This window comes from Variovorax sp. V93 (assembly GCF_041154485.1).
Classification (GTDB): domain Bacteria; phylum Pseudomonadota; class Gammaproteobacteria; order Burkholderiales; family Burkholderiaceae_C; genus Variovorax; species Variovorax beijingensis_A.
On record NZ_AP028669.1, the window covers coordinates 1,464,865 to 1,485,821 of the forward strand.

Genomic DNA, 20,957 nt, shown 5'->3' on the forward strand with positions numbered 1-20,957 from the left:
GGTTTCGGACATTTCCTGCAAGGAGCCGCGCCGCCGTCCGCCAGTGCTGCGCAGCAAGGGCGCGCATCGTCCTTTGCATCGACACACGAACACAGGAAGCACGCCATGCCAGACGACCCGAACAAGCGCGGCCCGCAGGACCGGACCCGCATCAATGTCAACGAGCCGCACGAGGTGCGCTACTGGACCCAGACGCTGGGCGTGACCGAGGCGCAGCTGCGTTCGGCCGTGGCCGCCGCGGGTGTCGAGGTGAAGGACGTGCGGGTCTACCTCGGCAAACCCTAGGCGGGTGGCGAAAGCGTAGGCACGCTCCTACACCCGCTGCGGAGGGCGGGAACGATACTTTGGCTTTCCTTCGCTTCAGGACGCGCAAAGTGAACGAGCCGATTGCCGAACTCCGCACCCGCAGTGGTCCGCGGGCCTGCCACCCCCTCACCGAGGCGAAGCCTTCGGCTCCCCGCGCCCAATGAAGGCCTCGCCCGGAGCCCGAAGCTGGATCGCCGCCGGCGTACGCCACGAACTGCTCACCCGCGCCTTGCCGGCGCTGCGCCACGACATGGTGGCGCCGGTGTCGGTGATCCGCATGGCGCTGCTCATGCTCAAGCGCCAGATCGGCGCGCCGGTCATCGACGCACCGGTCTGCGAGGAGCGCGTGGCGCTGATCGACAACCAGGTGTCCGAACTCGTGGAAGGCATCCGCTCGCTGCGCGACTGGGAGCTGGCCACCACCGATGACGGCATCACGCGCAGCGCGCTGGTGGCCCAATGCGTGGGCCTGATGCGCGCGGCCTTCGACATGCACGGCGTCGAGCTGGCTGTCGATGCGGCGCTCGAGCCGCGCGAGGGCGAAACGCGCTGGCCCCAGGGTGCGGCGCTGCGCTATCTGGTGCTCGGCGGCCTCGGGTACCTGCACGACGGCGCGTCCGAGGCCGGTGCGATCCGCATCGAGGCCGACGGTGGCAATGCGCTTCGCCTCAGCGCCTTGCCGCGCGAATCCGCCGGTGCCAGTCCCGTGCTCGACGCGCACCGCGCCCCGCGTGCGCTGGCCATCGACGCGATTGCGCTCCAGAGCCTGGCGGAGGACCTGGGCTACACCGTCGCGCTCGAGCGCGACAGCGTGCGCTTTCCGCTCGCGCCGGGCTGAGGCCTTCGTTCTCCGGCCTTGCGCCGGCCATTGGCGCTGCGCGCTTCGCGCCGTTCGCGCGCCTGGCTTTGCCGATGCATCCGCAGGAAGGCGAGCAGCCGCTGTTCGGCGGCGTGGAGCCCGCGCGTCTTGCGTGCCGCGGTGCGGGCCGACATCCTTCGCAGCAGCTCGGCCGCGGGGTCTTCCTCGTCGCCCGCGAGCGCGCTGCCCAGCGCGAGCACGGCCGGGTGCACGTAGGCCTTCTTGCAGACGGCGGGCGTGTTGCCCAGCTGCTTCGCCACGGCGGCCAGTATTTCCTTGGCGCTGTAGCGCGTGCCGTCGGCGGCCGTGCGGCCCGGCTCGCAGGCCAGCCGCGTGAGCTCCAGCGCCTGCACCGTGCCGTGCCAGGTGCGGAAGTCCTTCGCGGTGAAGCGTTCGCCCGGCGAGGCCTCGGCAAGGTAGTCGTTCACATCGGTGGACGACACGCTGCGCAGTTCGCCGTCTTCCTCCTGGTACTGGAACAGCGCCTGGCCGGGCAGCTGCTGGCATTGCCGCACCACCTTGGCCACGCGCGGATCGTCGAGCCGGGCTTCGTGCATCACGCCGCTCTTGCCCCTGAAGCGCAGCCGCAGCGCCGCACCCTGCACGGCCGCATGCCGGTTGCGCAGCGTGGTGAGCCCGTAGGAGCCGTTGCTGTTGGCGTATTCCTCGTTGCCCACGCGCAGCAGCGTGGTGTCGAGCAGCCGCACCAGGGCCGCCAGCACCTGCTGGCGCCCGGGCGCCTTGGCCGTTGCCGCGCCTTCCTGCAGGTCGCGCGCGACGCGGGCGCGGATGCGCGGCAGCGCGAGCCCGAAGGCCTCGAGGCGCTCGAACTTGGTCTCGTCCTTGAAAAGCCGCCAGTCGGGGTGGTAGCGGTACTGCTTGCGTCCGCGCGCATCGATGCCGGTGGCCTGGAGATGGCCGTTGGGCAGCGGGCAGATCCACACCTGCGTGTAGGCCGGCGGAATCGCCAGCATGCGGATGCGCGAGAGCTCTTCCGCATCGCGCACCCAGCGTCCTTCGGCATCGCGGTAGCGGAAATGCTCGCCGTGCTTCAGGCGCCGGATGCCCGGCATGTCGGGGTTCACGTAGACCAGGCCATTGGCCATGGGCGCGGCCGTCGGCGAGGGTCTGGAGGGCGGAGCGGTCGATCTGGAGCGTGCCGGCATGGGGTTTGCGTGGTGACGGTACCCCGCGCTTGTGCCTGCACCGACAATCGCCGCCTGTAGGACGCCGCAATCGCCGCTGGTGCGATGGAGGCGCGTTGTTCTTTTCCTGGAGTCCCAAAGAAATGATGTTTTTCCATCGGCCGTTCCCGTCTTCCTGCGCGCGCTGGCTCTCGGCTTGCGGCGCGGCGCTGCTCGTCGCGGCTTGTGCGTCGCCAACTTCGCCGGTGCCGGTTGCGCGCGCAGCGGCCGCCACTGCCGCGCCCATCAAGGTGAAGGTCTTCGTCGCGGCCATGTTCGAGATCGGCCAGAACACCGGCGACCGGGCCGGCGAGTTCCAGCACTGGTACGAGCGCTACTGGAAGGGCGCCGCGCCGCTGGCGGTGCCCGGCGCATTGCAGCCGGTGTACTGCAATGCCGACGGCGTGTGCGGCGCGGTGCTCGGCATGGGCAAGGTCAACTCCTCATCGTCGATGCAGGCCATCCTGCTGAACCCGCAGTTCGATTTCTCGCAGGCCTACTACGTGATTTCCGGCGTGGCCGGAACGCCCCCGGCGCGCGGCACCATCGGCGAGGTGAGCTGGGCCACCTGGCTCGTGGACTACGACCTCGGCCACCGCTGGGCGCCGGAGGAGAACAAGCCCGGCGAACCCACCTTCATGCCGCGCAAGGGCTACGAGGAATACCGCCGCTTCAAGCTCAACCCCGACCTCGTGGGCTGGGCCATGAAGCTCTCGGCCGACACGCCGCTCAAGGATTCGGAGAGCGCACGCAAGTACCGCCTGCGCTACCCCGATGCGGCGGCGCGGCGCGCGCCCTTCGTGGGCACCGGCACCCACATGACCGGCGACACCTTCTTCCACGGCCCCGGCATGTCGAAGCAGGCGCAGTACATCGCCAGGCTCTACGGTGCCGACGACTACGTGATCACCGAAATGGAAGCCGCCGCCATCACGCTCGTGATCAAGCGCACCCACGGCACCGACCGCGTGATGAGCCTGCGCGGCGCCGTCAACTTCGACCAGGGCAACCCGAAGGAAAGCACGCTGCAGCACCTGGACCCGGCCCCGGGCGAGACGGCGGGCGGCTTTGCCGAGACGGTGGAGAACATCGCGCTGGTGGGCACGCGCGTGGTGGACCACATCGTGGCCCACTGGCCGCAGTGGCAGGCCGGCGTGCCGAAGCCCTGAGCAGGTTCAGGGCCGCACCGGCTGCAGGTGCCAGGTCACGTTGAAATCGAAAGGCGTCCAGCGGCTCACCGTGACGCCCGCTTGCCGCAGGCCGCGGCCGGTCCAGGTGTTGCAGGTCTCGAACAGGTGGTAGCCGCCTTCGGCCTCGTAGAAGGCGTCGTCGTTGCCGTAGTGGGCACCGGCAACGGGTGTTGCGCGGCCTGAAGGCAGGGTCGCGCGCACGTAGCCTGCGAGCTGCGCGTACTGCGCCTGCGAGAGCGGCAGGTGGAAGGCGTTCTTGCGCAACGAGGCGCGGCGGAGGTAGGTCACATGCAGCAGCGCGCGGTTGCCGCCGAGCAGGGCACCGAAGGCGCGCGAGGCCGTGAGGTCGGCCCAGGTGGGCGTGTGCAGGTAGAACTCGCGGTCGCCCCAGCCGATGGCGATGAACTCGGCATCGGGCGGCACGGCCCTGAAGTGCGCGAACGGAAAGAGCTGCGGCCAGTCGATGGTGGCCGAGCGGATCGGGAACACCAGGTCGGTGTGGATGCCGTTGCTCAGCACCCAGGCCTGGACGGCGGGCGGCTGCGCAGGCGTTTGTGCATTGGCCGGCCAGAGCATCAGCGCGCAGGCCGCGCCCACATACAGTCCCACGGCCAGCGTGAACCCCAGCAGCGTGAATGCGATGCGCCGGAGCCAGCGTCTGATCACGGCGCCGGGCGTTTCAGAAGAGCGATGCGGTGGCCGAGGCCGCATCCGCGGAGGCGCGCGCGGCCGTGCTGCCCGCGGCCGCTGCCATGGCCTCGGGGCTGCCCGCCTTGGCAAGCGCGCCCACGCGCACGCCCAGCAGGCGCAGCGGCCGCTCCAGCGGCACGCGCTTCAGGCACAGCCCGCCGATCTGGCGGATGGTCTTGCCGTCGGCGGTGTGGCGCTCGATGGTCTGGTCGCGCGTGGCGATCTTGAAGTCGTCGTAGCGCAGCTTGATGCCGATGGTCTTGCCCACGTAGCCCTTGCGCTGCAGGTCTTCGGCCACCTTCTCGCACAGGTGGGTGAAGATCGCGCCCAGCTCGGCGCGGTCGCGCACCGCATGCAGGTCGCGGTCGAAGGTGGTCTCGCGGCTCATCGACACGGGCTCGCTCTCGGTCACCACCGGCCGGTTGTCGCGGCCCCAGGCCACCTCGTGCATCCACGCGCCCGTGGACTTGCCGAAGTTCTGGATGAGCCAGTCGCGCTCGCGTGCCGCGAGCTCGCCCACCGTCTCGATGCCGAAGCGCTTGAGCTTCTCGTCGGCCTTGGGCCCGATGCCGTTCACCTTGCGGCAGGGCAGCGGCCAGATGCGCGTCTGCAGGTCGGCCTCGTAGACCACCGAGATGCCGTTGGGCTTGTTGAACTCGCTCGCCATCTTGGCGATGAGCTTGTTGGGCGCCACGCCGATCGAGCAGGTCAGGCCGGTGGCGTCGAAGATGGCCTTCTGGATCAGCCGCGCAAGCACGCGCCCGCCATCGCGCTGGCCGCCGGGCACGTCGGTGAAGTCGATGTAGACCTCGTCCACGCCGCGGTCTTCCATCAGCGGCGCGATCTCCCGGATGACCTGCTTGAAGGTGCGCGAGTACTTGCGGATCTCGTCGAAGTCCACCGGCAGGATGATGGCGTGCGGGCACAGCTTGGCGGCCTTCATGAGCCCCATGGCCGAGCCCACGCCGAACTGCCGCGCCGGGTAGGTGGCGGTGGTGATCACGCCGCGGCCCGCGTAGTCCTTCAGCCGCGGAAAGGCCGCGACCGGAATGTCGGCCAGCGTGCCGCCCTCGGGCACGTGGCGGATCGCCTCGTCGACGCTGCGCCGCCCGCCGCCGATCACCACCGGCAGGCCCTTGAGCTGCGGATAGCGCAGCAGCTCGACCGACGCGTAGAAGGCGTCCATGTCGAGGTGGGCGATGCGGCGGATCGGGGATGCTGGAACGGTCGGGGAGCTCACGGCATGGATTGTCTCGCGGCCGGCCCGTGCCTGCCGCGCGGCGCACGCATGCCAGAATGCGCCGACTGCGGTTTTTGACCGTCCGATGACTCAAGGCATGGGAAGGAAGGGGATCTGGCATGGATGACGAAGTCGAAGGCATGACCATTGCGCTGACGCCGGTGCAGATGGCGGCGGTGCTGGACGGGCAGGACGTGCCCGAATCCGCGAGCCTGAGCAACCGGCTCTGGGGCACGGTGGGGCTGGTGGGCGGCGTCGTCGAATTGGTCGGCGCAGGCGTGCTTTGCATTGCGCCCGAGCCGACCATGGTGACCAAGGCCGGCTGCGTGGTGCTGGGCGTGCACGGCTTCGACACCCTGGCGACCTCGGGCCGCCAGGTCTGGACCGGCACCCCGCAGCGCACGGCGACCTCCGTCACCGCCAGCTCGGCGGCCGAGGCGCTGGGCGCTTCGCGCGAAACGGCCGATGGCATCGGGCTTGCGGTGGACGTGGCAGTGCCGCTGGTCGTGGCCTCGGGGCTGGGAGCCGCACGCATCGTCGCCGTGATGCGCGGCGGCCGTATCCGGCTGGTGGAGCACGAGGCTGCAGCGGGATCGAGGCTGGGCGGCCACACCATGGCGCGCCACGTCGGGCAGACCGATGCCCAGCTGCTGGCCAGGGTGCGGACCGCCACCCGGCCGGGCCCCCGGGCGGTGTCCACCTTTGCCGACCTGGCCACCGCGGAACGCGCGATCACCGAGACGCTGCGTGCCAACGCCGCCGCGGTGCGCGCATGGTCGCGCGGCGCGGCCGCGGGCAGCAAGTCGCCGGAGCTGGAGCACGTGCTGGGCTACGTGGTGGGGCGGGGCGTGCAGTTCGGCAGCACGGCCGTCAATGACCTCTCCGGCGTGCGGATCATCCTCAAGATGGAAAGCTACAACGGCAAGCCGTTCTACATCCTCACGGCCTATCCGATCTGAGCCGTGCGGCGCCTCGGGCGCCTACAGGAAGGAAGGGGCCTCGCCCGTGGTCCACACGTCGGCACCGAGCTCCTCGGCAAGGCGGGCCAGGAGTTTCGAGGTGCGCTCGCGCAGCGGGGCAATGCGGGCCTGCAGGCCGGCCCGGGGCAGCGCAACGGCCAGGCCGATTTCATCGGAATCGGGGTCGCTCTCGCGGATGTAGAGCATGCCGTTGCGGGCCCAGGCTTCCACCGCCCAACCCTGGTCCTGATCGTCGTAGACCATGCCCTGGTCGTCTCCGGCCACGGCGGCGAGGAAGTGGTCCATGGTGGCGAAAGTGTCGTACCAGGGGAAGGACAGATGCACGTCCGCGTCCTCGTTGTCGAGCCGCAGGTCCAGCCAGAAGTACTGGCGCACCTGGTGGAGTTTCAGCCCCTGCTGCCGGGCCAGCGCGGCCACGCGGCCGTAGTACGCTGCAAGCTCCGGCTCGTGCCCGATGGCCTCCAGGGTGCACACCCGCAGGCGCTCGGCACGCGGGAATTCCGGCGGCGCGAGCGGCTCGGCCGGCCGGTCCCGCACAGGCTGGAACTCGTCCCACAAGTGAAACGCGATCTCGGGCTCCAGCGAGTTGATCGGCTTGGCGTCTGCGAACCAGGGCTCCACTTGCGCGCTCCTCTGAATGGTCGAGCGATCGATATTAGCCCGGGTCGAGGCGCGGCATGGCTGAACCGACTCGCCCGCGGTGACAAGGCTTGCCTGTTGCGCCCGCTGGGGCCATCATCCGCGCCATGCAAACCGTCGCTTCCATCCTGTGGCGCAGGCTCGATGCACCGGGCCATGACGCCTGTCGTCTCGAGCGCAACGCCACCGCTTGGCAGCTCGACGGCGCCGCCGTGTTCCGCCTCGAGGACGGCCGCATCGGCCAGCTGCATTACCGCGTGCGCTGCGACCTGCACTGGCACGCGCAGTGGGGCACGGTGCGCGGCTGGCTCGGCGGCAGCGCCATCGACCTGGCCATTGCCCGCGATGCGCGCGGAAACTGGAAGCTCAACGACGAGGCGGTGCCCGACCTGTCGCATTGCACCGATCTCGACCTGGGCTTCACGCCCGCCACCAACCTGCTGCAGCTGCGCCGGCTCAACCTGGCAAAGGGCGAGGGCGCCGACGCGCCGGCCGCCTGGGTCGACCTGGACGGCGGCGGCGTGCTCAGCGAGCTGATGCAGCGCTACGAGCGAACCGCGGACGACGCCTACGCCTACGAGGCCAAGCGTTTCGACTACGCGGCGACCCTGCGCGTCGCGCAGGACGGCTTCGTGCGCGACTATCCCGGCCTCTGGAGCGCCGAAGCCTAGGCAAGGGCTGGTCAGTCGAACTGCGAGCGGTCCCCGGCCACCAGTTCGCGGTTGCGCCGCCGGTCGATGGCAATCTCGCGCGCGAAGTCTTCGCTGGGGCCGCCCGCCGGAATGTTGTGGGCATCGCGCAGGCGGGTGTGCAGCGGCTCGGCGCGCAGCAGGCGGTTGATCTCCGCATTGAGGCGCTGCACCACGGCGACGGGCGTACGCGCCGGCGCGAAGATGCCGAACAGCGAATCGCGGTTGGCCTTCTCGAAGCCCAGCTCCGCAAGCGTGGGCACGGACGGCAGCGCCTCGATGCGCGCCGGCGCGCCCACGGCCAGCGCGCGCAGGCGGCCGCTTTCGATGTATTGCAACTGCTGCGCCGCGACGTTGGTCGACAGCAGCTCGAACTGACCGCTGAGTGCGTCGTTGAGCTGCGGCCCGCCGCCCTGATACGGGATGTGCGTGATGTCGGTGCGGCTTTGCATGCGCACCTGCGCCAGCACCATGTGCCCGATGGTGGCCACGCCCGAGCTGGCCCAGCGCAGCGCGCCCGGCCGGCTGCGCGCCATGGCGACCAGGTCGGCGAAGCTGCGGCCCGCGAAGGCGGGCGTGCCGACCACCAGCACCGGGGTCCGCATGACGCTGGCCACGGGCGCGAAGCCGCGCAGCGGGTCGTAGGCCACGCGCGCGAGCAGCGGCTGCAGCGTGAGCGGGCTGATGGCCGAGAAGGCGAGCGTGCAGCCGTCGGGCGCGGCGCGCGCGAGCACGTCCATGCCGACGCTGCCGCCGGCGCCGGCGCGGTTCTCGACCAGCACCGGCACGCCCAGCGCCTGCGCGAGCGGTTCGGTCAGCGCGCGCGCCATGCCGTCGCTCACGCCGCCGGGCGGATACACCACGATCAGCCGCACCGGCCGCTGCGGCCAGGGCGGCGCGGCGGCGTGCAGCAGGCGCGGCATCGCGCACGAGGCAGCGAGCAGCGCGCCCACGCGGCGCACGAAGCGGCGGCGCTGCGACGGCATGCGCGTGCTCATGAGCGCGGGTGCTCGCCCGCGAGCCGGCGCAGCAGCGCCGCAAAGTGCTGCGCGGGCAGGTTGTCTTCCTCGGCGCGCAGCACCAGCGTGAGCGGCGCGTCGAGCTGCCCGCCGTCGGCGAGCCGCGCATAGGCGATGGCATGCGCATGCACGCCGCCCATCGAGGCCGGCACCACCGAGAGGCCGACCCCCGCCGCCACGAGGTTCAGGTTGGTCATCATGCGATCGACTTCGGCCACCACGCGCGGGCGCAGGCCCTTGGCGTGGCACAGCGCGAGCAGCTCGGCATAGAGGCCGGGCGCGCCGGGGCGCCGCACCAGGATGATGCCTTCCTCGCACAGCCTGGCGAGCGGCAGCGCGCGCGAGGCCTTGCTGCGCGCGAGGGCAAGCCGATGGTCGATGGGCATGGCCACCAGCACCGGCTCGCGCAGCAGCGTTTCGAACACCAGGCCTTCAGGCCGCGCCACCGGCACGCGCAGCAGGCCGCAGTGCAGGCGGCCGGCGGCCAGCGCCTCGGTGAGCTCGGCGGCGTTGTCCTCGCGCAGCTGCAGCTCCACGTCCGGATGCGCGCGGCGGAAGGCGCGCAGGGCCTCGGGCATGAAGCGGTGCGCCGCGGCCGAGCTCGTGAAGCCCACCGCCAGCGTGCCGGCCTGCCCCTTGGCCACGCGCGCCATGCGCTGCTTCATGGCTTCCATGTCCTGCAGCATGCGCAGCGCCTCGGCCTGGAACAGCCGCCCCGCATCGGTGAGCGCCACGCCGCGCGGATGGCGCCTGAAGAGCAGCACGCCGAGCTCGCGCTCCAGCGCCTTGATCTGCAGGCTCAGCGGCGGCTGCTGGATGCCCAGCTGCTCGGCGGCGCGCGTCATGTGGCCGGTGCCGGCCACGGCCGTGAAGTAGCGCAGCGCTCGGATGTCCATATGTTTTTTGTATTGAAAGTGCCTTGTTATTTTATTTGACCCCAGGTCACCCGTGCACCTATCGTCCGGCCGCCTGTTCAAAAAAGCGGTCCTTCGAGGCCGCATGCCGGAGACAAGTCCATGCGCACACCGCGCCCCTCATCGATGATTCGCGCCGCTTTCCGCGCCTGCCGCCCGCTCGGCACCGCGATCGGCCTTTCCCTGGTCCTGGCCGCGTGCGGCGGTGGCGGTGGTGGTGGTGGTGGTGGAGGTGGAGGTGGAGGTGGAGGTGGAGGGGGCGGCGGCTTCTTCTTCCCGGTGCCGCCCGCCGGCAGCAACGGCCCGCCCGACGCCGACCCGCCGGACAACGTGCCGCCGCCCCCCGTGGTGCCGGTGCTCTCGTGCGCGGAGCTGGCCGGCAAGAGCCTGAGCGCTTCGGCGATCGGCCTGCCCACGCAGGGCGCCACCGTCACCAGCGCCACGCCCGTGGCCGCGGGCGACGCCGGCAACCTGATGGGCGACTACTGCCGCGTGCGCGGCACCATCCAGCCCGTCGACCCTGCCTCCCAGGCGATCAACTTTGCGCTCAACCTGCCCGGGAAGTGGAACCGGAAGACCATCCACTTCGGCGGCGGTGGTTTCGACGGCGTGCTCATCGACGGCACCGAGACCATCCGCTTCGGCCCGGCCGGCAAGCCCGCGCCGCTCGCGCTCGGCTATGCCACCTACGGCGATGATTCGGGCCACCAGGCGAGCAGCATCACCGACGGCCGCTTCGCGGCCAACGACGAGCAGCTGGCCAACTACGGCGGCCTGTCGCTCAAGAAGACCCGCGACGTGGCGCAGGCGCTGGTGCTCGCGCACTACGGCGTGAAGCCGAAGAAGGCCTACTTCCTCGGCACCTCCACCGGCGGGCGCGATGCGCTCGGCTACGTGCAGCGCTGGCCGCTCGACTACGACGGCATCATCGCCAACGAGCCCGCGCTCAACTACACGGGCACGCGGCTGTCGAACGTGGCGGCGGGGCGTGCGCTCTACGGCAACGGCGGTGCCGGCTGGATGAACGTGGCCAAGACGCTGCTGGTGCAGAAGGCCGCGATGCAGGCCTGCGACAAGCTCGACGGCGCGGCCGACAACATCGTGAGCAACGTGGAAAGCTGCCGCCAGCTCAATGCGCCCATCCTTGCATCGCTGCGCTGCAGCGGCGGGCTGGACACCGGCGACACCTGCCTGTCGGACGCGCAGATCGCCACCGTGCGCACCATCGAGTCGCCGCTTGAGTTCACCCGCTACACGCTCGCCAACGGCGTGCGCCGCGCGGGCGGCTACAACCTGCTCGAGGGTGCGCTCGTGGCCGGGCCGTACACCACGCGCGACCTCGGCACGCGCAAAGTGCCGGCCAATCCGGCCACCTCGGCCGATGCCAACATGTACGTCACCGGCGACCAGTGGGTGAAGTACTTCGTCACGCGCATCGACAGCTTCGACACGCTCGGCTTCGATCCGCTGGACCCGGCCGGCTACACGGCGCGCGTCGTGGAGGTGTCGAAGCTCACCGATGCCACCAATCCGGACCTCGCACCCTTCTTCGCGCACGGCGGGCGCATCATCATGCTGCATGGCCTGGCCGACGAAGTGATCAGCCCCAACTCCACCATCGACTACTACCGGCAGCTCGTCGCCACGCTGGGACAGGCCGCGGTGGACGAGAGCGTGCGCTTCTACACCGTGCCCGGCATGGGCCATGGCACGGGGGTGTTCATTCCCAACTGGGATTCGCTCGCGGCGCTCGAAGCCTGGGTGGAGGAGGGCCTGGCGCCCGCCACCGGCGTGGCGGTGGACGCCGTGGCCGGCACCTATGGCCGCACGCGCCCGCTGTGCCGCTTTCCGTCGTGGCCCAGGTACCGCGGCAGCGGCAGCCTCGACGCGGCGGTCAACTACAGCTGCGTGACCGAGGTGGGCGATCCGCTGGCCTGTCCGAACCTGCCCGCGGCCGCCACGGCCTACAAGGGCGGCAACGGCTTCGGCGAAGAGCTCAGCGTGCTGGTCGACCCCGCCACCATGGCCTACACCGTGACCATCGACGCCAGCCTGCAGCGCGCCGCCGGCACGCAGCGCAGCGGCACGCTGGTGGCGCAGGGCCAGTGCAGCTACGCCAGTGCGGAGAGCGGCGCGGTCTTCAGCTTCTCGCCGGGTGGCGTGCTGCTCGGCGGCGTGAACGCGCCGGCCGGCGGCGGCTTCACGCCGCTGCTGGCTTTCCAGGCCACCTTCGAGAACGCGGCCACGCCCACGGTGTTCAACCCGGTGGCGAACATCTTCAATGCGGTGGGCGTGCAGCAGGGCAGCGGCGCCGCGGTGGCGCATGCCTCGTCGGTGCGACTGCGCAACGCGGGCACCTTCCAGTACTGCCGCGACGCGGCCAGCGGCAGCTTCATGGCCTACGACCCCAGCTGCACGCAGACCGAGAAGGGCTACATCAGCTACAACGCCGCACGCAACGCCTTCGACCTGCGCACCACCTCGCCGACGGGCGGCGCCACCACCACGGGCGGCACGCTCACCGGCTCGATGGTGATCGGCCTGGTCAACGGCAGCGCGGTGCCGCTGCACCTGGTGCGCGAATCCGCCGCCAGCACCGGGCTGCGGCTGCTGGCGCCGCAGCAGAGCCTGCTGGCGGGCGCGGCCGACGGCAGCTACGCCATGGCCAGCGTGCAAGGCGAAAGCCGCGAGGCCACGGTGGCAGGCAGCGCCTTCAACCTGGGCGGCGCCGCCGCGGTACTGAGCTACGACACGCCGGTGCCCGGGGTGGTGCAGGCCGACGCGGGGCGGCCCGGCAATTTCATCTTCACCCACGGCGTTCTCGGCTTCGTCTCCGCATCGGGAACGGCCGCGGCGCTGGAACTCGGAGCACGGCATTGATGAACGACAGCAACCCGCTTCTTCGCAACTTCGCTTTCGCGCTGCTCGGCACCCTCGCCGCGCTGGCGGCCGAGGCCGCCGCCTGGGGCCCCAAACCCACGGCCTGCCCGGCGCCGGTGCCCGCGCAAACGCGCTGCTATACCGGCGCCGATGGCGCCGGCGCGCTCTACTGGATCGCCATACCGCAGGCGTGGAACCGCGTGCTCGTGATGCATGCCCATGGCGGCCCCGAGACCGGTCCACCCCGGCTCGAGCGCAGCGAGGAAGACCTCAAGCGCTGGGCCGTCACCGTGAAGGCCGGCTACGCCTGGGCCGGCTCCACCTACCGTCGCGGCGGCTACGGCGTGACCATGGCCGCGGAAGACACCGAACGCCTGCGCCGCATCTTCGTGCAGCGCTTCGGCCCGCCGCGCCGCACACTGCTGCATGGCCAGAGCTACGGCGCGGGCGTGGCCGCGAAGGCTGCCGAACTCTATGCACCGGCCGGCGATGCCAAGAGCCCGTACGACGGACTGCTGCTCACCAGCGGCGTGCTCGGCGGCGGCAACAGCGCCTACGACTTCCGGCTCGACCTGCGCGTGGTCTACCAGTACGTGTGCCGCAACCATCCGAAGCCCGACGAGCCGCAATACCCGCTGTGGCAGGGCCTGCCGATGGAGTCGAAGCTCACGCGCGCCGAACTGGCCGCGCGCGTCAGGGAATGCACCGGCGTCGGCCTGCCCGCCGCGCAGCGCACGCCCGAGCAGGCCGCGCGGCTCAAGACCATCCTGTCGGTCGTGAAGATCCAGGAGCGCTCGCTGCTGGGCCACCTGAACTGGGCCACCTGGCTGTTCCAGGACCTGGTGCAGCAGCGCCTGGACGGGCGCAACCCGTTCGGCAACATCGGTGTGGCCTACCAGGGCTCGGCTGACGATGCGGCGCTGAATGCCGGCGTGGCGCGCTATGCGGCCGATCCACAGGCCAAGGGCGCGCTCGCCGCCGACAGCCAGCCTTCAGGCCGCACCGCGCTGCCCACCGTGGCCCTGCATGCCATCGACGACCCCACGGCTTTTGTCGAGCTCGAAGACGCCTACCGGCGCATCCGCGATGCCGCCGGCACGGGCGGCATGCTGGTGCAGAGCTTCAGCGCCGAGCGCGAGCACAGCTACCTGAGCGATTCGGAATACCCGGCGCTCTTCGAAGCCCTGATGGACTGGATCGACAAGGGCGAGAAGCCCACGCCCGCGAGCCTGGCGCAGCGCTGCGCGGCGCTGATGCCGCGCTACGACACCGACGGCAAGAACGGCTGCCACATCAAGCCCGAGTGGCAGGCACCGGCGCTCGAAACCCGCGTGCCTGCGCGGGCACCCTGATTTTTTATCGACTCGATGGAGACCCCCATGAAGAAACTGTTCGCCCTTGCGGCAATCGTCCTGGCCGCCGGCGCGCATGCGCAGGACTTTCCCGCGGGCAAGCCCGTGACCATCGTCGTGCCCTTTGCCGCGGGCGGCCCGACCGACCGCGTGGCGCGCGACCTGGCCGAGGCATTGCGCAAGCCTCTGGGCGGCGCCAGCGTGATCATCGACAACGTGCCCGGTGCCGGCAGCTCCATCGGTGCGGCCAAGGTGGCGCGCGCCGCGCCCGACGGCTACACGCTGCTCTTGAACCACATCGCGATGGCCACCGTGCCCACGCTGGTGCGCAACCTGCCGTTCAAGGTCGAGAGCGACTTCGAATACCTCGGCATCGTCAACGACGTGCCGATGACGCTGATCGCCAAGCCGAGCCTTCCGGCCGGCAACTACGCGGAGCTTGCCGGCTGGATCGCCGCCAACAAGGGCCGGATCAACATCGGCAACGCGGGCATCGGCTCGGCCTCGCACCTGTGCGGGCTGCTCTTCCAGAGCGCGACCAAGACCGAGATGACGCCCGTGCCCTACAAGGGCACCGCACCGGCCATCACCGACCTGATCGGCGGGCAGATCGACCTGCTGTGCGACCAGACCACCAACACCTCGCCGCAGATCGAGGCGAAGAAGGTCAAGGCCTATGCGGTCACCACGCCCAGGCGCCTCGCGATGCCGCTGCTGAAGGACCTGCCCACGCTCGACGAGGCCGGGCTGAAGAACTTCCAGGTCACCATCTGGCATGGCCTGTACGCGCCCAAGGGAACACCGGCGCCGGTGCTGAAGAAGCTCAACGATGCACTGAAGGTGGCGTTGAAGGACCCTGACTTCATCAAGCGCGAAGAAGGCCTGGGTGCCGTGGTGGCCGCCGATGGCCGCATCGAGCCCGAGGGCCACAGGAAGTTCGTGGCGGCCGAGATCGCCAAGTGGAGCCCCATCATCAAGGCCGCGGGCGTCTACGCGGACTGACGAAGACGCGATGCGCGCGCGGCCTCAGTGGTCGTGGTGCAGGTAGCTCGCCTGCCGCGGCAGCCGCAGGCTCACGAGGAAGGCGATCACCATCATCGCGGTCACATACCAGAAGAAGGCCGACTCGTGGCCCAGCGACTTGAGCCCCAGCGCCACGTATTCGGCCGAGCCGCCGAAGATCGCGTTGGCCACGGCGTAGGCCAGGCCCACGCCCAGCGCGCGCACCTCGGGCGGAAACATCTCGGCCTTCACGATGCCGCTGATCGAGGTGTAGAAGCTCACGATGGCCAGCGCCGCGATGATCAGCGCAAAGGCCGCCACCGCGTTGGTGGTGTGCTGCAGCGCCGTGAGGATCGGCACCGTGGCCAGCGCGCCGAGCCCGCCGAACAGCAGCATGTTGTTGCGCCGCCCGATGCGGTCCGACAGCGCGCCGAACAGCGGCTGCATGCACATGTAGAGGAAGAGCGCGCCGGTCATCACGTAGCTCGCGGTCTTGATCGGCAGGTGCACCGTGTTCACCAGGTACTTCTGCATGTAGGTGGTGAAGGTGTAGAAGATCAGCGAACCGCCGGCCGTGAAGCCCAGCACCGTCAGGAAGGCCGGCATGTGGTGCTTGAAGAGCCCGGTCATGGTGCCAGCCTCCTTGTTGGCCTTGGCCTCGGCGCTTTGCGTTTCGTGCAGCGTGCGCCGCAGCAGCAGCGCCACCACCGCGGCCACGGCGCCGATGACGAACGGAATGCGCCAGCCCCAGGCCTTGAGCTCGGCTTCGGTGAGCAGCTGCTCGAGCACCACGATCACCAGCACCGCCAGCAGCTGCCCGCCAATGAGCGTGACGTACTGGAACGACGAGTAGAAGCCGCGCTGCCCGCGCAGCGCGACCTCGCTCATGTAGGTGGCGGTGGTGCCGTATTCGCCGCCCACCGACAGGCCCTGGAACAGCCGGCAGACCAGCAGCAGGAAAGGCGCCCAGGCGCCGATCTGCGCATAGGTGGGCAGGAAGGCAATCACCAGCGAGCCGCCGCACATCATCGAGACCGAGATCAGCAGCGAGGTCTTGCGCCCGACCTTGTCGGCGATGCGCCCGAACAGCCAGCCGCCGATCGGCCGCATCAGGAAGCCTGCCGCGAACACGCCGGCGGTGTTCAGGAGCTGCACCGTCGGGTCCGACTTGGGAAAGAAGGACGACGCGAAATACAGCGCCGAGAAGGCATACACGTAGAAGTCGAACCACTCGACCAGGTTGCCCGAGGAGGCGGCCATGATCGAGAAGACGCGGTGGCGTTTTTCTTCTGCGGTGTAGTGGGGCGGTGGGGGAGGCGATGCGGGGGCCGAAGAGATCCCGGAAATGGAAGTGGCTGCGCTCATGATGCGTTGTGCCGCCCGTGCAGGCGATGTTGTTGGAAGCAACATTTTCTGCACGCACGCATTTGCGCGCTGTCAGCCAGCGCCGCAAGCCTGCCGCCCGAAGGGGCTAGAAGGTCCCCGGCAGCAGGATGCCCGAATCCACGTTCTCGATATTCGTGCGCCCGCAAAAGGCCATGGTGATGTCGAGTTCCTTGTGGATGATCTGCAGCGCGCGCGTCACGCCGGCCTGGCCGTAGGCGCCCAGGCCGTAGAGAAAGCTGCGGCCGATCAGCGTGCCGCGGGCGCCGAGCGCGCGGGCCTTGAGCACGTCCTGCCCGCTGCGGATGCCGCCGTCCATCCACACCTCGATCTCGCGGCCCACGGCATCGACGATGGCCGGCAGCGCCGCGATGGAAGAGGGCGCGCCGTCGAGCTGGCGGCCGCCGTGGTTGGAGACGATGAGCGCGTCGGCGCCGCTCGCGACGGCCAGGCGCGCGTCTTCGGCGTCCATGATGCCCTTGAGGATCAGCTTGCCCCCCCAGCGCTTCTTGATCCATTCCACGTCGGCCCAGCTGAGCGCCGGGTCGAACTGCTCGGCGGTCCAGGACGACAGCGACGACAGGTCCTTCACGCCCTTGGCGTGGCCCGCGATGTTGCCGAAGGTGCGGCGTTTGGTGCCGAGCATGCCCAGGCACCAGTGCGGCTTGGTCGCCAGGTTGATCATGTTGGCGATGGTCGGCTTGGGCGGCGTCGACAGGCCGTTCTTGATGTCCTTGTGGCGCTGGCCGAGGATCTGCAGGTCGAGCGTGAGCTGCAGCGCCGACACGTTCGCGGCGCGGGCGCGCTCGATCAGGCGCTCGATGAAGTCGCGGTCCTTCATCACATAGAGCTGGAACCAGAACGGATGCCGCCCGGTGTGCTCGGCAATGTCCTCGAGCGAGCAGATGCTCATGGTCGAGAGCGTGAACGGAATGCCGAAGGCCTTGGCCGCGCGCGCGCCCAGGATCTCGCCGTCGGCATGCTGCATGCCCGTGAGGCCGGTGGGCGCAATGGCCACCGGCATGGCAACCTCCTGCCCGATCATGGTGGAGCGCGTGGAGCGGCCTTCCATGTTCACGGCCACGCGCTGGCGCAGCTTGATTTTCTGGAAGTCGCTCTCGTTGGCGCGGTAGGTGCTTTCGGTCCACGCGCCGGAATCGGCGTAGTCGTAGAACATCTTGGGCACACGCCGCTTGGCGATCACCCGCAGGTCTTCGATGCAGGTGATCTTGGAAAGGTCGGGCACGAGGCGGTCTCCTGTAGGGTGTTCTGTTGTTCGTTCTTGCGGAAGGCCCGCCATGATGGCATGGCCCGCGGCGGCCCGAGTGTGATCGGCCCGGCGCCGGCCGGGCTGAAATTTACCCGCCCCGCAGCTGAAAAGAATTCAGCTCAGTCGCGCAGCGCCTGGCGCAGCCATTCGACGAAGGTCGCGCACTCCCAGCGCTCCATCGCCCCCGGCCGCCAGCACAGGAAGTAGGCGTTGGGCGAGGGCGCGCTCTCTGCCGAAAGCCGCACGAGGCGCCCGTTCTCCAGCCAGGCGCTGCCGAGCTTCAGGTGCATCAGCACCACGCCGAAGTCTTCGGCCGCTGCGTCGAGCGCCAGCCCCAGGTCGTTGAACTGGTGGCCTGTGGCCGGCTCCGGCAGGCCGATGCCACGGGCCTTGAACCAGGTGCGCCACGACTCGAGCGGCGTGCGCAGCAGCTGCACGCGCGAGACCTCGGCATCGGTCGCAAAGCCGTCGAACGGGCCGTGGCGCTGCAGGTACGCCGGGCTGCAGGCGGGCGCCACGTCGTCGGCCAGCAATTGGCAGAACTCGCGGTCGTGAAAAGGCCCGGTGCCGAAGCGCAGTTCCAGGTCGGCCTCTTCGGCCGTCATGTTGCGCACCGGCATGGTCACCTGCAGCATCAGCTCGATGTTCGGATAGGCATCGCGAAAGCGCGCGAGCCGGGGCAGCAGCATCTGGCGGGAGAACGTGGGCGTGACGGCCACCCGCAGCCGCCGCACCTGAGATGCGGGCTCGCGGCCGGGCACCTGCTGCAGCGCCGCAATGGCCTCGCGCACGCGGGCCAGGTAGGCCACGCCGTCGGCGCTCAGGCCGAAGTCGTTGCCTGCGAAAAGCTTGAGTTCGAGCAGCGTCTCGAGCTGCCGGATGCGGTGGCTCACCGCGCTGGGCGTCACGCTGAGCTCTTCCGCCGCGAGGTTCACGCTGCGCAGCCGTGCGACGGCCTCGAAGGCCTGCAGGCCCTGCGTGGAGGGAAGTCGCGTCGATGCCATGGGGTGTTTTCCGGGAGCGATCTTATCGATGCAGCGTGGCGGCCAGTGCCTCGAGCAGGCGCCGCAGATCGTCCACCGCTTCGCGCGCCAGGGCCGCGCCGCCCATCTGCGCCTTGACGATGGCGCCGTCCACGCCCAGCGCCGCGGTCTGGGCGAGCGCCATGCGTGCGGGCAAGGCCGCGGGCAGCAGGCCGGCAATGACCTCCACCATCTCGCGCTTGTGTTCGCGCGCACGCTGCGCGGCGCCCTCCACGCTGCCGCCCACCTCGGCCACCGAGTTGATGAAGGCGCAGCCGCGAAATTCGGGGTCGGCGAACCATTCGGCCATCACGTCGGCAAGCAGCAGCAAGGCACCGGCATCGCCAGCGCGTTCGTGCGCGCCGCGGCGTCCCAGTGCATCCACGAACCACGCCATCCATCGCGCATGCCGGTGATCGAGAAAGGCGCGCACCAGGTCGTCCTTCGACGGGAAGTGCCGGTAGAAGGTGACCTTGGTGACGCCCGAGGCGGCAATGACGCGGTCGATGCCGGTGGCGCGGATCCCATCGGCATAGAAGAGCTCGTGCGCCGTGAGCAGGATGCGTTCGCGTGCGGGCAGTGCGGAGATGTCCATGGCGCTATTGTAGGCATGTAGACAGGTCTGTCTACATGTGGCACATTGCGGGCCTTCGCCATTTCCTCACTTCACCTTCAACGAAAGACCACCATGGAATCACGTCCTCCGCTGCCGCCCTTCACCCTTGAGACCGCCCTGAAGAAAGTCCAGGCCGCCGAAGACGCCTGGAACACGCGCGACCCGGTTCGCGTGAGCCTGGCCTACACGCCCGACACCGAGTGGCGCAACCGCGCCGACTTCGTCAACGGCCGCGAACAGGTGGTGGAATTCCTCACCCGCAAGTGGGAGCGCGAGCACGATTACCGCCTGAAGAAGTCGCTCTGGGCCTTCATGGACAACCGCATCGCGGTGCGCTTCGAGTACGAATGGCACGACGCAGCCGGCCAGTGGTTCCGCAGCCACGGCAACGAGAACTGGGAATTCGCCGAGAACGGGCTGATGCAGCGGCGCTTCGCGAGCATCAACGACCAGCCCATTGCCGAGGCTGATCGCAAGTTCCGCTGGGAGCGCTGACCGGTCTGCGGGCACGGGTGTTGCTTGCTTTTGGTGCATGGAGACACCCGTACTGAACCCCACCGCCAGCCACCCGCTCTGGCAGCACCAATTGGGGTTGCTGCTCGAATCGACCGGCGAGGGCATCTTCGGCATCGACCTCGACGGCCATTGCATGTTCATCAACCGGGCCGGCGCGCAGATGCTGGGGCATGAGGCGCGCGACGTGATCGGCAGCAACATGCACGAGCTCACGCACCATTCGCATCCCGATGGCTCGCACTACGCCGACACGGACTGTCCCATCTTCAACGCCTTTCGCCGCGGCCTGCCGTGCCGCATCGACACCGAGGTGTTCTGGCGCCGCGACGGCAGCGCCTTCGCGGTGGAGTATTCGAGCCATCCGATCATGGACGGCGCGCAGGTGCGCGGCGCCGTGATCACCTTCGTCGACATCACCGAGCGCCGCCGCCAGGCCGAGGCGCTGCAGCAGGCCAAGGACGAGCTCGGCCTGCGCGTGCAGGAGCGCACGCGCGAGCTGAGCGATGCGCTGGTGCAGCTGCGCGAGCTCTCGGCCTGGCTCGACAAGGTGCGCGAAGATGAACGCACGCGCATCGCCCGCGAGGTGCACGACGAGCTCGGCAGCCTGCTGGTGGCGCTCAAGATGGATGTCAACTGGATCGGCAAGCGCCTGGGCGAGCAGCAGGAGCGCACGCCCGATGCGGCGCAGGCCATGCGCGACCAGATGCGCGGCAAGTGCGGCAACATGAGCCAGCTGATCGAGCGCGCGGTCGACAACGTGGGCCGCATCATCACCGACCTGCGCCCCAGCATCCTCGACCACCAGGGCCTGTGGGCGGCGCTCGAATGGCAGGCGAACGAGTTCGTGCAGTCGGCCGAGCTGGTGCTGCAGTGGCACTTCGACGTGCCCGCGGGGGTGGAGCTGCCCGAGCCTGCGGCCATTGCGGTGTTCCGGATCTTCCAGGAGATGCTCAGCAACGTCGGGCGCCATGCGAAGGCGCGCAGCCTCGGCATCCGCATCGGCGTCGAAGACACGCAACTGAGCATCAGCGTGCGCGACGATGGCGTGGGCGCGCCGGTCCAGGCCTTCGAGGCCGCCACTTCCTACGGGGTGCTCGGCATGCGGGAACGAGCGCGTCACTTCGGCGGGCGCATCGAGATCGACAGCCGCGTGGGCGAGGGCAGCACTTTCTGCCTGCATCTGCCGTTGCCGGTATAGGCTTGGCG

Annotated in this window: 20 protein-coding genes; 10 read left to right on the top strand and 10 right to left on the bottom strand. The window is 69.7% G+C overall.

Annotated elements, in window-relative coordinates:
- Positions 1-105 precede the first annotated feature (105 nt).
- Both ACAM54_RS06875 and ACAM54_RS06880 read left to right on the top strand, forming a co-directional pair.
- Entirely contained in the window at positions 106-285 is a 180-nt protein-coding gene (locus ACAM54_RS06875; protein ID WP_145741297.1) for a DUF3606 domain-containing protein, read from the top strand.
- A 181-nt stretch (positions 286-466) separates the two neighbouring features.
- On the top strand, positions 467-1,144 hold the full coding sequence (locus tag ACAM54_RS06880; protein ID WP_145741299.1) for a hypothetical protein: 678 nt from the start codon (positions 467-469) through the stop codon (positions 1,142-1,144).
- Here the strand turns inward: ACAM54_RS06880 and ACAM54_RS06885 are convergent.
- Positions 1,090-2,331, bottom strand: coding sequence for a DNA topoisomerase IB (locus tag ACAM54_RS06885; protein WP_145741301.1), 1,242 nt, complete (start codon positions 2,329-2,331; stop codon positions 1,090-1,092). The genes ACAM54_RS06880 and ACAM54_RS06885 overlap by 55 nt on opposite strands.
- A 122-nt stretch (positions 2,332-2,453) precedes the next feature.
- On the opposite strand from ACAM54_RS06885, the gene ACAM54_RS06890 reads away from it, so the two are divergent.
- On the top strand, positions 2,454-3,518 hold the full coding sequence (locus tag ACAM54_RS06890) for a purine nucleoside permease (RefSeq protein ID WP_369650255.1): 1,065 nt from the start codon (positions 2,454-2,456) through the stop codon (positions 3,516-3,518).
- A 6-nt stretch (positions 3,519-3,524) separates the two neighbouring features.
- Here the strand turns inward: ACAM54_RS06890 and ACAM54_RS06895 are convergent, their stop codons facing one another.
- On the bottom strand, positions 3,525-4,205 hold the full coding sequence (locus ACAM54_RS06895; protein ID WP_145741305.1) for a TIGR02117 family protein: 681 nt from the start codon (positions 4,203-4,205) through the stop codon (positions 3,525-3,527).
- Positions 4,206-4,218: 13 nt separating this feature from the next.
- Positions 4,219-5,469 carry a DNA polymerase IV gene (locus tag ACAM54_RS06900; protein ID WP_369650256.1) on the bottom strand — a complete coding sequence of 417 codons (1,251 nt, stop codon included), beginning with the start codon at positions 5,467-5,469 and terminating at the stop codon, positions 4,219-4,221.
- A gap of 119 nt (positions 5,470-5,588) precedes the next feature.
- Here ACAM54_RS06900 and ACAM54_RS06905 point away from each other — a divergent pair, with 119 nt between their 5' ends.
- Positions 5,589-6,428, top strand: a complete 840-nt coding sequence (locus ACAM54_RS06905) for an RNase A-like domain-containing protein (RefSeq protein ID WP_145741309.1) — start codon at positions 5,589-5,591, stop codon at positions 6,426-6,428.
- A gap of 21 nt (positions 6,429-6,449) precedes the next feature.
- Here ACAM54_RS06905 and ACAM54_RS06910 read toward each other — a convergent pair whose 3' ends face one another.
- Complete coding sequence (locus ACAM54_RS06910) at positions 6,450-7,070, bottom strand: hypothetical protein (RefSeq protein ID WP_369650257.1); 621 nt, start codon at positions 7,068-7,070, stop codon at positions 6,450-6,452.
- 125 nt (positions 7,071-7,195) lie between these two features.
- Here ACAM54_RS06910 and ACAM54_RS06915 point away from each other — a divergent pair, with 125 nt between their 5' ends.
- Positions 7,196-7,759 (top strand): putative glycolipid-binding domain-containing protein, encoded by a 564-nt coding sequence (locus ACAM54_RS06915; protein ID WP_145741313.1) that lies wholly within the window; start codon positions 7,196-7,198, stop codon positions 7,757-7,759.
- Positions 7,760-7,770: 11 nt separating this feature from the next.
- Here ACAM54_RS06915 and ACAM54_RS06920 read toward each other — a convergent pair whose 3' ends face one another.
- Positions 7,771-8,775: a Bug family tripartite tricarboxylate transporter substrate binding protein gene (locus ACAM54_RS06920; RefSeq protein WP_369650258.1), complete on the bottom strand. Its 1,005-nt coding sequence runs from the start codon at positions 8,773-8,775 to the stop codon at positions 7,771-7,773.
- Positions 8,772-9,692 (bottom strand): LysR substrate-binding domain-containing protein, encoded by a 921-nt coding sequence (locus tag ACAM54_RS06925; protein WP_145741316.1) that lies wholly within the window; start codon positions 9,690-9,692, stop codon positions 8,772-8,774. The genes ACAM54_RS06920 and ACAM54_RS06925 overlap by 4 nt, the downstream gene beginning before the upstream one ends.
- A gap of 120 nt (positions 9,693-9,812) precedes the next feature.
- Between ACAM54_RS06925 and ACAM54_RS06930 the strand changes: the two genes are divergently transcribed.
- Genes ACAM54_RS06930 through ACAM54_RS06940 form a run of 3 tightly spaced genes read left to right on the top strand, consistent with a single transcriptional unit; the run spans position 9,813 to position 14,944 of the window.
- Complete coding sequence (locus ACAM54_RS06930; RefSeq protein WP_369650259.1) at positions 9,813-12,590, top strand: tannase/feruloyl esterase family alpha/beta hydrolase; 2,778 nt, start codon at positions 9,813-9,815, stop codon at positions 12,588-12,590.
- A complete protein-coding gene (locus ACAM54_RS06935) occupies positions 12,590-13,942 on the top strand; it encodes a hypothetical protein (RefSeq protein WP_369650260.1) in 1,353 nt (450 codons plus the stop codon). Before ACAM54_RS06930 ends, ACAM54_RS06935 begins: the two co-directional genes overlap by 1 nt.
- Before the next feature lie 27 nt (positions 13,943-13,969).
- Positions 13,970-14,944, top strand: coding sequence for a tripartite tricarboxylate transporter substrate-binding protein (locus ACAM54_RS06940; protein ID WP_192328722.1), 975 nt, complete (start codon positions 13,970-13,972; stop codon positions 14,942-14,944).
- Between the two features lie 24 nt (positions 14,945-14,968).
- Here ACAM54_RS06940 and ACAM54_RS06945 read toward each other — a convergent pair whose 3' ends face one another.
- The 4 genes from ACAM54_RS06945 to ACAM54_RS06960 form a co-directional block, all read right to left on the bottom strand.
- A complete protein-coding gene (locus ACAM54_RS06945) occupies positions 14,969-16,309 on the bottom strand; it encodes an MFS family transporter (RefSeq protein WP_369650261.1) in 1,341 nt (446 codons plus the stop codon).
- A gap of 106 nt (positions 16,310-16,415) precedes the next feature.
- Positions 16,416-17,573, bottom strand: a complete 1,158-nt coding sequence (locus tag ACAM54_RS06950) for an alpha-hydroxy acid oxidase (RefSeq protein WP_192328725.1) — start codon at positions 17,571-17,573, stop codon at positions 16,416-16,418.
- 143 nt (positions 17,574-17,716) lie between these two features.
- On the bottom strand, positions 17,717-18,601 hold the full coding sequence (locus ACAM54_RS06955) for a LysR substrate-binding domain-containing protein (RefSeq protein WP_309924755.1): 885 nt from the start codon (positions 18,599-18,601) through the stop codon (positions 17,717-17,719).
- A gap of 22 nt (positions 18,602-18,623) precedes the next feature.
- Positions 18,624-19,214: a TetR/AcrR family transcriptional regulator gene (locus ACAM54_RS06960; protein ID WP_369650262.1), complete on the bottom strand. Its 591-nt coding sequence runs from the start codon at positions 19,212-19,214 to the stop codon at positions 18,624-18,626.
- Between the two features lie 93 nt (positions 19,215-19,307).
- On the opposite strand from ACAM54_RS06960, the gene ACAM54_RS06965 reads away from it, so the two are divergent.
- A complete protein-coding gene (locus tag ACAM54_RS06965) occupies positions 19,308-19,730 on the top strand; it encodes a DUF1348 family protein (protein WP_209534701.1) in 423 nt (140 codons plus the stop codon).
- Between the two features lie 37 nt (positions 19,731-19,767).
- A complete protein-coding gene (locus ACAM54_RS06970) occupies positions 19,768-20,949 on the top strand; it encodes a PAS domain S-box protein (RefSeq protein WP_369650263.1) in 1,182 nt (393 codons plus the stop codon).
- The last annotated feature ends 8 nt before the right edge of the window (positions 20,950-20,957 follow it).

Excerpts from the sequence above, each read along its gene's own strand:
- ACAM54_RS06930 (WP_369650259.1), top strand. The coding sequence starts at position 9,813 with ATGCGCACACCGCGCCCCTCATCGATGATTCGCGCCGCTTTCCGCGCC.
- ACAM54_RS06920 (WP_369650258.1), bottom strand. The coding sequence starts at position 8,775 with ATGAGCACGCGCATGCCGTCGCAGCGCCGCCGCTTCGTGCGCCGCGTG.
- ACAM54_RS06885 (WP_145741301.1), bottom strand. The coding sequence starts at position 2,331 with ATGCCGGCACGCTCCAGATCGACCGCTCCGCCCTCCAGACCCTCGCCG.
- ACAM54_RS06880 (WP_145741299.1), top strand. The coding sequence starts at position 467 with ATGAAGGCCTCGCCCGGAGCCCGAAGCTGGATCGCCGCCGGCGTACGC.
- ACAM54_RS06945 (WP_369650261.1), bottom strand. The coding sequence starts at position 16,309 with ATGAGCGCAGCCACTTCCATTTCCGGGATCTCTTCGGCCCCCGCATCG.
- ACAM54_RS06960 (WP_369650262.1), bottom strand. The coding sequence starts at position 19,214 with ATGGACATCTCCGCACTGCCCGCACGCGAACGCATCCTGCTCACGGCG.
- ACAM54_RS06915 (WP_145741313.1), top strand. The coding sequence starts at position 7,196 with ATGCAAACCGTCGCTTCCATCCTGTGGCGCAGGCTCGATGCACCGGGC.
- ACAM54_RS06905 (WP_145741309.1), top strand. The coding sequence starts at position 5,589 with ATGGATGACGAAGTCGAAGGCATGACCATTGCGCTGACGCCGGTGCAG.
- ACAM54_RS06940 (WP_192328722.1), top strand. The coding sequence starts at position 13,970 with ATGAAGAAACTGTTCGCCCTTGCGGCAATCGTCCTGGCCGCCGGCGCG.
- ACAM54_RS06935 (WP_369650260.1), top strand. The coding sequence starts at position 12,590 with ATGAACGACAGCAACCCGCTTCTTCGCAACTTCGCTTTCGCGCTGCTC.
- ACAM54_RS06955 (WP_309924755.1), bottom strand. The coding sequence starts at position 18,601 with ATGGCATCGACGCGACTTCCCTCCACGCAGGGCCTGCAGGCCTTCGAG.
- ACAM54_RS06925 (WP_145741316.1), bottom strand. The coding sequence starts at position 9,692 with ATGGACATCCGAGCGCTGCGCTACTTCACGGCCGTGGCCGGCACCGGC.
- ACAM54_RS06875 (WP_145741297.1), top strand. The coding sequence starts at position 106 with ATGCCAGACGACCCGAACAAGCGCGGCCCGCAGGACCGGACCCGCATC.
- ACAM54_RS06890 (WP_369650255.1), top strand. The coding sequence starts at position 2,454 with ATGATGTTTTTCCATCGGCCGTTCCCGTCTTCCTGCGCGCGCTGGCTC.
- ACAM54_RS06965 (WP_209534701.1), top strand. The coding sequence starts at position 19,308 with ATGGAATCACGTCCTCCGCTGCCGCCCTTCACCCTTGAGACCGCCCTG.
- ACAM54_RS06970 (WP_369650263.1), top strand. The coding sequence starts at position 19,768 with ATGGAGACACCCGTACTGAACCCCACCGCCAGCCACCCGCTCTGGCAG.